Below are 11,854 nucleotides of genomic sequence, written 5' to 3'. Positions count from 1 at the left end.
ATTTCACATCCGCCGTTGTCACATCATCGATATGGGCAATCGTTTCGTCGATACCCGGAATGCGGTCCCAGATCGACAACAGCCGCGCCAGCCGTTCGGCCCGGTTCGACGGGCTTTCCAGCCCCATCAGCATGCCTGCCTTCATCTGGGCGCGGGCGCGGGCGACCTCCGCATCGGACATGTCATCGGCGGCGCGTTTCATCTCATCAATCGTGACGTGGGTCAGCTCTGCGATCTGTTCGGCGCTGGTGCCCGCATAGATCGTGGTCATGCCGGTATCTTCATAGGCACCCGCCTGCGCAAAGATCGTATAGCACAGGCCACGATTTTCGCGGATTTCCTGAAACAATCGCGAGGACATGCCGCCACCTAAGGCGGTCGCGTAGATCTGCGCGGTATAGATGGCAGGGTCGGTATAGGTCGGCCCTTCCAGCGCCAGCGCGAAATGCACCTGTTCCAGCGCCTTGGTCTCGCGCCGTTCACCGCCCCGAAAACGGGCGGGTTGCAACAAGCTGGCTGCACGGTGAACCCGCGGCAGATGGCCGAATGTCGCCTCGGCCTGCCGGACAATGGCGTCGTGATCGACGGCACCCGCAGCGGCAAGGATCATCTGGTTCGGCCCGTAATGTTCGCCGACAAACGTATCCAGATCGCCCCGGGCAAAGGCGCTGACACGCTCCGCAGGACCAAGGATCGACCGGCCAAGGGGCTGGTCAGGGTACGCTTCTTCCTGCAACCAGTCGAAGATGATGTCGTCAGGCGTATCCAACGTCTGGCCGATTTCCTGCAGGATCACACCGCGTTCAACCTCGATCTCGGACGGGTCAAACAGCGGGTTCAGCAGGATGTCAGAAATGATATCAAGGCCAAGCGCCACATCGTCTTCCAGCACGCGGGCATAATAGGCGGTCATCTCGCGGCTGGTATAGGCGTTGATATAGCCGCCCACATCCTCGATCTGTTCGGCGATCTGCAGAGCGGTCCGGGTTTTTGTCCCCTTGAACGCCATATGTTCCAGAAAATGCGCAATGCCGTTCTGTTCGATCCGTTCGTGGCGCCCGCCAGCCAGCACCCAGATGCCGATGCTGGTGGATTTCAGGCCCGGCATCTGCTCGGTCACAATGCGCAGCCCGTTGGACAAAGTATGCTGTTGAATGGTCAAGCTGTGATCCGTTCCTTGATGACGTTTTGCACGGCGGTCAGGTCGCGCGCCACCCGTGTGACCCGTTCGGGGCGGTCATACAAGTCCGCCATGCGCGCAGGCAATGGTGCAGAAATGCCTGATGCGGCCTTAACCGCATCGGGAAATTTCGCGGGATGGGCAGTGGCCAGCGTGACCATAGGCACGTCGCCGAGATGGCTTTGCGCGACATGCGCGCCGACGGCAGTATGCGGGCACAGCAATTCGCCGTGGTTTGCGTGATAGGCCTTGATTGCGGAGCTGGTGTCTTCCTCTGACGCGCGACCCGATTTGAAGGTCGCGGTCAGCATCTCATAAGCACCTTGCGAAATGGTAAAACCGCCGGATCTGAGGTCTTCCATCTGGCCCGCCACCGCCCCGCCATCTTGCCCGTAAGCATAGAACAGCGCGCGTTCAAAGTTGGAGCTGACCTGAATATCCATTGACGGGCTGATCGTGGGGGTCACACCTTCTTTGGTATAGGCGCCGGTCAGCAAGGTCCGGTGCAGAATGTCGTTGCGGTTGGTCGCCACGACCAGATCGGCAATCGGCAGGCCCATCTGTTTGGCGATAAAGCCCGCAAATATATCGCCAAAATTGCCGGTCGGTACGGTGAAACTGACCTGCCGGTGCGGCGCGCCAAGGCTGACGGCGGCGGTGAAGTAATAGACCACCTGCGCCAGCACCCTGCCCCAGTTGATCGAATTGACACCCGCCAGACGCACATGGTCGCGGAAAGTGAAATCGTTGAACATATCCTTCACCAGCGCCTGACAATCGTCGAAATCACCATCGACCGCCAGCGCGTGGACATTCGATTCCGTCGGCGTGGTCATCTGACGGCGCTGCACTTCGGACACGCGGCCATGCGGGTAAAGGATGAAGACATCGACAGCCTTCAGCCCGCGAAACGCCTCGATCGCCGCCGATCCGGTATCGCCCGATGTGGCACCCACAATGGTCACGCGGTCACCGGAACGGGTGAGGGCGGCCTGAAACATCTGGCCGATCAACTGCATGGCGAAATCCTTGAACGCCAGGGTAGGACCGTGGAACAATTCCAGCAGGTAATGATTGCTGTCGACCTGCACCAAGGGCGCCCGTGCAGCATGGCCGAAACCGGCATAGGCACGCCCGATCAGTTCCTTGAACTCCGCATCGGTGAATGTGTCACCGATAAACGGGCGCATCACCTCGAACGCGACCTCTTCATAAGATTTGCCCGCCATTGCGGCGATCTGGGCATGCGTTAGGGTCGGAATATCCTCGGGCAGATACAGGCCGCCGTCGCGTGCAAGGCCGGTCAGCATCGCCTGTTCGAATGTCAGCACGGGGGCCGTGCCACGGGTCGAGATATAGCGCATCACTCAGGTGTCCTTTGTCCGTAGGGTGCGGAGGATCAGAAACAGCGTCATAATCGCCCAAACAGCAGCCAGCAAGAACCATGTGATCGCATAGCTGAGATGGTCATTGGCAATATCGGCAGTGGCGACAGGCAATGCGGTCAGGCGCGGGTCGGCGGGCGTTGCCTCCGACACGACCACCATCAGCGGCAGCGTATCAAGATGGGCCGACATCGTATCGACATTGCGCGCAAACCAGATGTTGGCGGCCAGATCGGCGTCCGGCGTGCTGCTGTTCTGATCATCGGGCCAAAGCAAGGTACCCGTCACCTGCATCGGTGCCAGCGAGGGGGGGGCTGCATCCTTTGCCTCAAGCGGCAGCAGGCCCTGATCAAGCAGGATCGCCAGACCGTCATCGGTTTCAAACCGCGAAATCACGCGATACCCGGTGCCCGCGCTGGTGCCCGATACCAGCACATGCAGTTCTTCGCCCGTAGGCCGGCCTGACAGGCTGACGCTGGTGTATTCATCCGCAGCCTCGGTCACGTCGGTGCGGAACGGTTGCGGGTCGGCGGCTATTCTTGCGTTGATATTTTCAAGGATACCCTGCTTCCACGCCAGCCGGTCCACCTGCCACAGGCCAAGCCAGATCAGCACCCCGCAGCCGGCAAGGCCCAATAGTAAAGGGAATATGATTTTACGCAGCATAAGTGGCCTTGAAGGAAAAAGCGCGCGGATCAGACCCGCGCGCTTGAAGATATTGGGTCGGTCGGGGATGCCCCGGCTTACGCGCCCCAGATATAGATCGCCGCGAAAAGGAACAGCCAGACCACATCGACAAAGTGCCAGTACCAGATCGCCGCCTCGAAACCGACATGCTTTTCCGGGGTAAAATGGCCCCTCTCGACACGGATCAGACAGACCAGCAGGAAAATCGCGCCGATCACCACATGCGCGCCGTGGAAACCTGTCGCCATAAAGAAATTGGCATAGTGGATTTCGCCGCCGAACGTATAGCCGTCCTGTGTGACCAGAATGTAATATTCATAGGCCTGAAAGGCAGTGAAGATGACGCCGAAAACAATGGCAAGGATCAGACCCATTTTCAGGTCCTTGCGGTTGTTTTCATGCACCAGCGCGTGGTGCGCCCATGTCGCGGCACAGCCCGAGATCAGCAGCAGCAGAGTGTTGATCAACGGCAGTCCGAACGGGTCAATCGCATAGATGTCCGGTTTGACATACTCGGTGCCGAAATAGGTTTCCATCGGGTACATCTGGTGTTTGAAGAACGACCAGAACCAGGCAGCAAAGAACATCACCTCGGACATGATGAACATGATAAAGCCATAGCGCAGACCGATGCGCACGACAGGTGTGTGATCCCCTGCCCGGCTTTCGGCAACCATATCGGCAAACCACGCGTACATTACGTAAAGCACAGCGGCCAGACCCATCAGGAATATCCATGGGCCAGACCCGTGCATCCACAGCACAGAGCCGAAAAGCATGACAAAGGCCCCGATCGCGGCGATGAACGGCCAGACAGAAGGTGGCAGGATATGATAATCGTGGTCTTTGGTGTGGGCCATCTGGTGCGTTCCCTATCGGCTGTCTTTAATAAGTGTCTATGGCGTCTTGTGGCGCCGGTGTCAAAGCGGTGGCATCGGCAGCGGCCTGCACATAATCAGACGGCACATCGATTTCATAAAAAGTGTAGCTGAGCGTGATCGTATGGACAAACTTGCCTTCCCGGTCGTTCACGATGGCGGGGTCCACATAGAAACTGACCGGCATCAACACGGTTTCACCCGGTGCCAATACCTGCTCGGTAAAGCAGAAACACTCGATCTTGTCGAAAAATCCACCGGCCTCGTAGGGCGTCACGTTATACGCGGCCTGCCCGGCGACGGGAACGTCCAGCGGGTTATGCGCTTCGTAGAAGACCAGGGCAGTCTCACCGATACGCAGTTCAACCTCGCGCTGGACAGGCGTGAAGGTCCAAGGCATGTCACGCGCAAGCGACCCGTCAAACCGGACCTTGATCGTCTGATCCAGGATCACGTCGCTGTCACCCACAGCGACGTTGGTCGTGCCGCCAAAGCCTGTGACCCGGCAGAACCAGTCATAAAACGGGACCGACGCCCAGGCGAGCGATCCCATCAGCACCACGACGCCAGCGGTCTGCGCGGCTGTCCGGTTCTTGCCTTGCAAACGAGGGAACAGTTTCATTCCACCACCTCCGGTTCAGGGACCAACTGCGGCCGCACGACATGGTCAAATGTCTCGAACTGGCGGATATCGTCAAGCTGCAGCACTTTGACGACGGTCAGACCAAAAACAATTGCGATAAACCCTACCAGCAACAGCCCGACACCAGTGTTGCGGCCCCTGCGGCGTTCGTGAAGTTCGTGTTCGACGCGGATCACCATGACCAGCCTCCCAGTCCATAAAGGCGCAGCGCAGCTTCTGCCAGCAGGGCCACGAAATGCGCGAAAAGATAATAGAGCGATACTTTGAAGACGTTGATCTCGACCCGGTGCTTGTCAGCGTCGCAGGCCGCATCATCGCGCCGCCAGATGTCAAACGCACCTTTGAGAAACCATGCGTTCATCACCACGGCGACCGCCATGTAAACCGGCCCCCCGATCGAAGTCAGTCCAAGCCCCAGCGCGACAGGCACCAGAAGCAAGGTATAGATCAGCACCTGTTTGCGCGTGGCATCCCGCCCATGGGTTTCGGTCAGCATCGGTACGCCGGCGCGCCCATAGTCGGATTTGACAAACAGCGCGAGTGCCCAGAAATGCGGCGGCGTCCACATGAAGATCAGCGCGAACATCAGCGCCGATTCAATGCTGACCCCACCGGTGGCGACCGCCCAGCCGATCATCGGCGGAAACGACCCCGCCGCGCCGCCGATCACGATATTCTGCGGCGTCGCCCGTTTCAGCCACATCGAATAGACGACAAGATAGAAAAAGATCGTGAAGGTCAGCAGAACTGCGGCAAGCAAGTTTGTCGCAAGCGCCAGAATAACGATGGAAAACCCCGATAAGGCCAGCCCGATCCCAAGCGCCTCGCCCGGGGCAACACGTCCCGACGGGATCGGGCGGCCAGCGGTGCGCTTCATCAGCGCGTCGATATCCGCGTCCCACCACATGTTCAGCGCGCCCGACGCGCCGGCACCGACCGCGATACACAAGATCGCAACGAAACCCACAAATGGATGCACCGGCACCGGCGCAACCAGCAGCCCTACCAATGCCGTGAACACGACGAGCGACATGACACGCGGTTTCAGCAGGGCAAAATAATCTCCCATGCTTGCCTCGTAGCTTCGGTCATTGGCGCTCATATCGGTCATCGATTATAGGTCTTTACGAAGTGAAATCCGGTCCGGTCGCTGCGGGCCATTAAGGTGGGTGATCCACCTTACGATTGGGACATAACCGATCAGGACAGCCCCTGTTCCTCGGCCAGCCATGCGTCGTAAGCCTCTTGGCTGACAACCTTGACGGTGATCGGCATATAGGCATGTGCCTGGCCGCAAAGCTCTGAGCACTGGCCGAAGTAAACGCCTTCACGCTCTGCCGCAAACCACAATTGCGCCAGACGCCCGGGGATCGCATCCTGCTTCACGCCAAAGGCGGGAATGGTCCAGGAATGGATCACATCGGCGGCAGTCACCTGCATCACGACAGTTGCACCAATCGGCACGATGACAGCGGTATCGGTGGCCAGCAGGTAATGTTCCTGCTCATACCCGAATTGTTCCAACTCGTCGCGTTCCAGCATGAAGCTTTCAAAGCTTACGCCCTCGTCAATATATTCATAGCCCCAGTACCACTGAAACCCGGTTACTTTGATGGTGATATCCGCTTCCGGGATTTCCTGCTGCTTGAACAGGACCGGCAGGGAAAACGCACCGATAAAGACCAGAATGACGATCGGCACCACGGTCCAGGCGATCTCCAGCGGGGAATTATGGGTAAAGGTGGCGGGGTTCGGGTTCCGCCGCGCGTTGTAGCGGATGATGCACCAGGCCAGAAGGCCGGTCACAAACAGCGTGATGACGGTGATGATCACCAGCAACATGCTGTCCAGCCAGACGACATCGCGCGATAATTCGGTCGCGGAAGGCTGAAACCCCATCGCCCCGTTTATCGGCTGTCCGACGATTTCCAGTCCCTGCCCGACGTTTTGCTGCGCCATCACGGAAGACCCGGCCAGCATCAGCCCCAGCGAGGTCCAAACAGAAGTTGCAAAGGAGTTCAGTCGCATTTCATACCCTAACATCTTGGCACCCTTTGGCACCGGTCCCCGGTCAGTCCGCGCGGGCTACGGGCGGAATCCCATTGTCTTGATGCGTCCATGTCCCATATCCTGACGCACAACTCAAGAACTGCTGTTGCGGCAAACAGACGCTTTTTTTCCCGCAGATCACCGCCGCCGAAGGATATTTCCATGACAAGCATCCCGTTTCGTCCTTTTGACACTCACCTTGATGAAAGTAGCGCGCTGCATCTGCTGCGCCAGGCTGTGGCCGGTGCCGATGACGGTGAATTGTTCATCGAAAGGCGCAAGTCAGAGATGCTGTCGCTCGACGATGGAAGAATCAAGAACGCTAGTTATGACGCCTCCGAAGGGTTCGGGCTGCGCGCGGTGCGCGGCGAAACCGCCGGTTACGCCCATGCCACCACGATTGATGAACATGCCCTGCGCCGTGCAGTCGCAACCGCCCGGCTGGCCGTTGAGGACGGCGGCGGGACACTGGCCGATGGGCCTGCGGGCACCAACCGCAAGCTTTATGGCGATGACGACCCGATGGGCCAGGCAACATTTTCCGCCAAGATTGATGTCCTGCGCGAGATTGACGCCTTTGCCAGGGCGCTCGACCCGCGTGTGGTGCAGGTTTCGGCCAGCATCGGTGCCTCGCATCAAGAGGTCGTGATCCTGCGCCCCGAAGGCACCATCGTCACAGACACCCGCCCGATGTCGCGCATCAGCATCAGCGTGATCGTCGAACAGAACGGTAAACGCGAAACCGGCGGCATGGGTGGCGGCGGTCGCGTCGGGCTGATCGGGTTGATCGGCCGCGACCATTGGGAACCCGTGGCGCGCGAGGCGCTGCGCATCGCCTTGATCAATCTAGATGCCGAACCCGCCCCTGCCGGTGTGATGGATGTCGTGCTTGGCCCCGGCTGGCCCGGTATTTTGCTGCACGAAGCGATCGGGCATGGGCTGGAAGGCGATTTCAACCGCAAGGGATCAAGCGCCTTTGCCGGGCTGATGGGCCAGCAGATCGCCGCCAAAGGTGTGACGGTGCTCGATGACGGCACCATCCCCGACCGGCGCGGCTCGATCACGGTGGATGACGAAGGCACGCCAAGCGGCAGAAATGTGCTAATCGAAGATGGTGTGCTGGTCGGCTACATGCAGGACCGTCAGAATGCACGGCTGATGGGCGTCGCCCCCACCGGCAACGGACGCCGACAGAGTTTTGCCCATACGCCGATGCCGCGCATGACCAATACCTATATGCTGGCAGGCGGCGCTAGCCCCGAAAGCCTTGTCGCGGATCTGAAGGACGGGATCTATGCCGTGGGTTTCGGCGGCGGGCAGGTCGATATCACCAACGGCAAATTCGTGTTTTCCTGCACCGAAGCCTATCGCGTCAGGAACGGCGTGATCGGCGCGCCGGTGAAGGGCGCGACCCTGATCGGCGATGGCGCGACGGCGCTGCAGCAGATCCGTGGGATCGGCAACGATCTTGCCCTCGATCCCGGCATCGGCAATTGCGGCAAGGCGGGGCAATGGGTGCCCGTCGGCGTCGGCCAGCCCAGCCTGCTGATCGGCGGGCTGACCGTGGGTGGGGCAGCGGCCTGAGGCGGGCCGATTCGCACGATGTCCCGGCGATTCCACCCCTAAGTCTCGACGGGGTGGATATTATAAGGCATATTAATCTGTTTTGAATCAATGCGTTGAAATAGGTTCACGCTGCGTGCGAAAATTCCCTTCGCGATTCATGCCTTGTTAAGGCTGCACATCTAATCCTTGTTCAGCAATAGGCGGAGCAAGGGATGAGACAACCAGCACGTTCTTCCACCACCCCCCCACTCCCCCCCACCACGGAAGAGGATGTGGTCAGCCATCTTCGCCTATTGCGATCCCGCCGCGTCGGGCCTGCGACCTATCGGCGGTTGCTTGCGGAATATGGCACGGCTGCCGATGCCTTGACGGCCTTGCCCGACGTCGCGCGCGCGGCCGGCGTCGACGATTATGAAATCTGCCCCCTTGGCGTGATCCGTGCCGAACTGCAGGCAGGCAAGGCCGCTGGCGCGCGGCTTTTAATGGATCAGGATTCGCTTTACCCGGCCACCCTGCGCGACATTTCCGACGCCCCCCCAATGCTATGGTGTCTGGGGCAGGCCGACCTTCTGACGCGCCCGATGATTGCCCTGGTCGGGGCGCGCAACGCGTCATCGCTGGGCACGCGGATGGCGCGCAAATTGGCTGCTGACCTGACGGATCAGGGCTATGTCGTCGTGTCAGGGCTGGCACGCGGCATTGATACGGCTGCGCATCTGGGCGCGCTCGCCGGTGGCACCGTGGCAGTGCAGGCTGGCGGCGTCGATGTGATCTACCCGGCGGAAAACGCGGGCCTGGCCCATGATATTGCCAAAGACGGGTTGCGATTGTCGGAAATGCCGATGGGGTTGCAGCCGCAGGCGCGGCATTTTCCAGCGCGCAACCGTATTATTTCAGGTCTCGCCCAAGCGGTCGTGGTGGTTGAGGCGGCAGCAAAATCCGGCAGCCTGATCACTGCCCGCAATGCACTGGATCAGGCGCGCGACGTGTTCGCCGTGCCCGGACACCCGTTCGATGCACGTGCGGCGGGTTGCAACATGCTTCTCCGCGATGGCGCGACATTGATACGGTCAGCGGATGACGTGATCGAGGCGCTGGCACCACGCGCTGCTGCGTCGCAGGCACCTGCACCTGTGACGCAGCCACGCCCGGCGCTGCGCAATATTGCAGCCCTGCATGCGATGATCCTGTCCCGCCTCGGCGCGGCCCCGGTCGCCGAAGACCAGTTGCTGCGCGATCTCGCCGTGCCCGCCACACAGGTGGCACCGGCGCTGATCGATCTGGAACTCGACGGCAAGATCATCCGGCAGGCGGGCGGGCTGCTGGCACGGGCAGGCTAGCGGCGGCCTTGGAACCAGGATTTTTTGCGGGAACCTGGGCACGGCCGACGGGTCCCAGCCCGCGTTTTGACTGGCGTTTTTCGCGTCATTGACATTCGCGCAGCAGTTGCCACATCTTGCGCGACTTAACGCAAGCCCCGCAGATAAAGGATTCCCATGCCCGTTGTTGTTGTCGAATCCCCCGCAAAAGCCAAGAAAATCAACGGATATCTTGGCAAGGGCTTTGTCGTTCTGGCCTCTTACGGTCACGTCCGCGACCTGCCGCCCAAGGACGGATCGGTACTGCCGGACGATGATTTCGACATGAAATGGGAAATTGCCGCGGACAGCAAAAAGCACATCAAAGCGATCGTCGACGCGCTGAAAGAAGACAACGCCCTGATCCTCGCCACCGACCCCGACCGCGAGGGAGAGGCGATTTCATGGCACCTGACCGAAGCCCTGACCGCCAAAAAGGCGATCCGCGCTGATACCCCGGTCAGCCGCGTCGTGTTCAACGCCATCACCAAGACTGCCGTGACCGAGGCGATGAAAAACCCCCGTCAGGTCGACGCGCCCTTGGTCGAGGCTTATCTGGCCCGCCGCGCTCTGGATTATCTGGTGGGGTTCAATCTGTCGCCGGTGCTGTGGCGCAAACTGCCCGGTGCGAAATCCGCAGGTCGCGTGCAATCGGTCTGCCTGCGCCTGATCGTCGAGCGCGAGATGGAGATCGAGGCGTTCCGCAATCAGGAATACTGGACCGTCAAGGCCCAGCTCGAATCCTCGCGCGGCCAGATGTTCGAGGCGCGGCTGACGACGCTGGCCGGCAAAAAGCTGGATAAATTCGATTTGGGCAACGAAACCCAGGCCGAAATGGCCGTGCAGGCGATCAATTCGCGCGACTTGAAAATCACGTCGGTGGAGGCGAAACCAGCCACCCGCAACCCCAGCCCGCCCTTCATGACATCGACCCTGCAACAAGAGGCGAGCCGCAAATTTGGCATGGGCGCCAAGCAGACGATGAGCGTGGCGCAGCGTTTGTACGAGGCCGGGCTGATCACCTATATGCGGACTGACGGTATCGATATGGCGCCCGAGGCCGTGACCGGCGCGCGCGATGCGATCAAGGCGAAATTCGGTGCGAAATACCTGCCCGACCAGCCACGGATTTATAAGAACAAGGCCAAGAACGCGCAGGAAGCGCACGAATGTATCCGCCCGACCGAGATGATGATCGGCGCAGATCAGGCCGATATCAAGGATGCCGATCAGCGCAAGCTTTATGACCTGATCTATAAACGCACTTTGGCCAGCCAGATGGCCGCCGCCCAGATGGAACGCACCACGGTCGATATCGCCAGCGCAGATGGTCAGGTCATTCTGCGCGCCAACGGACAGGTCATGGTCTTCGACGGTTTCATCGCGATCTACGAAGAAGGGCGCGATGACACGACTGATGAAGATGACAAGCGCCTGCCGCAACTGGCCGAGGGCGAGAAGGCGGTGAAGAAATCCGTCGATCCCGAACAGCATTTCACCCAGCCGCCGCCCCGCTATACCGAGGCGACACTGGTCAAGCGGATGGAAGAATTGGGCATTGGGCGGCCATCGACCTATGCGTCGATTGTCACCACGATTCAGGATCGCGGCTATGTCGAAAAGGACAAAAACCGCCTGATCCCACAGGACAAGGGCCGCTTGGTGACGGCCTTCCTGATGAATTATTTCCAGAAATACATCGGCTATGATTTCACCGCCGATCTGGAAAACCAACTGGACGAGGTCAGCGCGGGCGACGCGGATTACAAAAAGGTGCTGCATCGATTCTGGCATGATTTTTCCGCTGCCATTGCTGAAACCGCCGATCTGCGGATCACCGAAGTGCTGGAAAAGATCAATGAGGTGCTGGAACCGCATCTGTTCCCCCCGACCGAAGATGGCACCGATCCCCGGCTTTGCCCCAATTGCGGTGCCGGCCGGTTGTCGATGCGCACGGCGCGGTCCGGTGGCGCGTTCATCGGGTGTTCGAACTATCCTGAATGCCGCTATACCCGTCCCTTCGGTCCGCCTGATCCGGAGGCTGAAAAATCCGCCATCCCGCCCGATGGAAAATTGCTGGGCCATGAGGCCGGCGATGAAATCCGTAT

11 protein-coding genes are annotated in these 11,854 nt (G+C 59.9%); 3 read left to right on the top strand and 8 right to left on the bottom strand.

The features are described from left to right. The 8 genes from ACK4TM_RS14825 to coxB form a co-directional block, all read right to left on the bottom strand. A partial coding sequence (locus tag ACK4TM_RS14825) for a M16 family metallopeptidase (protein WP_409702624.1) occupies window positions 1-1,162 on the bottom strand: 1,162 nt, incomplete at its 3' end. Next, window positions 1,159-2,544, bottom strand: coding sequence for a threonine synthase (gene thrC / locus ACK4TM_RS14820; protein WP_409702626.1), 1,386 nt, complete (start codon window positions 2,542-2,544; stop codon window positions 1,159-1,161). The genes ACK4TM_RS14825 and thrC, both read right to left, overlap by 4 nt. Before the next feature lie 3 nt (window positions 2,545-2,547). After that, complete coding sequence (locus tag ACK4TM_RS14815; RefSeq protein ID WP_409702622.1) at window positions 2,548-3,231, bottom strand: SURF1 family protein; 684 nt, start codon at window positions 3,229-3,231, stop codon at window positions 2,548-2,550. A gap of 77 nt (window positions 3,232-3,308) precedes the next feature. After that, window positions 3,309-4,112: a cytochrome c oxidase subunit 3 gene (locus ACK4TM_RS14810; protein ID WP_409702620.1), complete on the bottom strand. Its 804-nt coding sequence runs from the start codon at window positions 4,110-4,112 to the stop codon at window positions 3,309-3,311. 25 nt (window positions 4,113-4,137) lie between these two features. Further along, on the bottom strand, window positions 4,138-4,752 hold the full coding sequence (locus ACK4TM_RS14805; protein ID WP_409702618.1) for a cytochrome c oxidase assembly protein: 615 nt from the start codon (window positions 4,750-4,752) through the stop codon (window positions 4,138-4,140). Next, entirely contained in the window at window positions 4,749-4,952 is a 204-nt protein-coding gene (locus tag ACK4TM_RS14800) for a hypothetical protein (RefSeq protein WP_409702616.1), read from the bottom strand. Before ACK4TM_RS14800 ends, ACK4TM_RS14805 begins: the two co-directional genes overlap by 4 nt. After that, window positions 4,946-5,884: a heme o synthase gene (cyoE, locus tag ACK4TM_RS14795; RefSeq protein WP_409702614.1), complete on the bottom strand. Its 939-nt coding sequence runs from the start codon at window positions 5,882-5,884 to the stop codon at window positions 4,946-4,948. Before cyoE ends, ACK4TM_RS14800 begins: the two co-directional genes overlap by 7 nt. An 89-nt stretch (window positions 5,885-5,973) precedes the next feature. Further along, window positions 5,974-6,801: a cytochrome c oxidase subunit II gene (gene coxB / locus ACK4TM_RS14790; RefSeq protein ID WP_409702612.1), complete on the bottom strand. Its 828-nt coding sequence runs from the start codon at window positions 6,799-6,801 to the stop codon at window positions 5,974-5,976. Between the two features lie 183 nt (window positions 6,802-6,984). On the opposite strand from coxB, the gene tldD reads away from it, so the two are divergent. The 3 genes from tldD to topA all read left to right on the top strand — a co-directional run. Continuing rightward, complete coding sequence (tldD, locus tag ACK4TM_RS14785; RefSeq protein ID WP_409702610.1) at window positions 6,985-8,406, top strand: metalloprotease TldD; 1,422 nt, start codon at window positions 6,985-6,987, stop codon at window positions 8,404-8,406. A 194-nt stretch (window positions 8,407-8,600) separates the two neighbouring features. Continuing rightward, entirely contained in the window at window positions 8,601-9,728 is a 1,128-nt protein-coding gene (gene dprA, locus ACK4TM_RS14780; RefSeq protein WP_409702608.1) for a DNA-processing protein DprA, read from the top strand. A 156-nt stretch (window positions 9,729-9,884) separates the two neighbouring features. Then, the coding region (topA, locus tag ACK4TM_RS14775; protein ID WP_409702606.1) for a type I DNA topoisomerase at window positions 9,885-11,854 on the top strand (1,970 nt) is incomplete at its 3' end.

Origin of the sequence: Yoonia sp. (assembly GCF_046292185.1) — a bacterium.
Taxonomy (GTDB): domain Bacteria; phylum Pseudomonadota; class Alphaproteobacteria; order Rhodobacterales; family Rhodobacteraceae; genus Yoonia.
The sequence above is the reverse complement of the archived record's forward strand: the minus strand, read 5'-3'. Positions and strand labels throughout refer to the sequence as shown.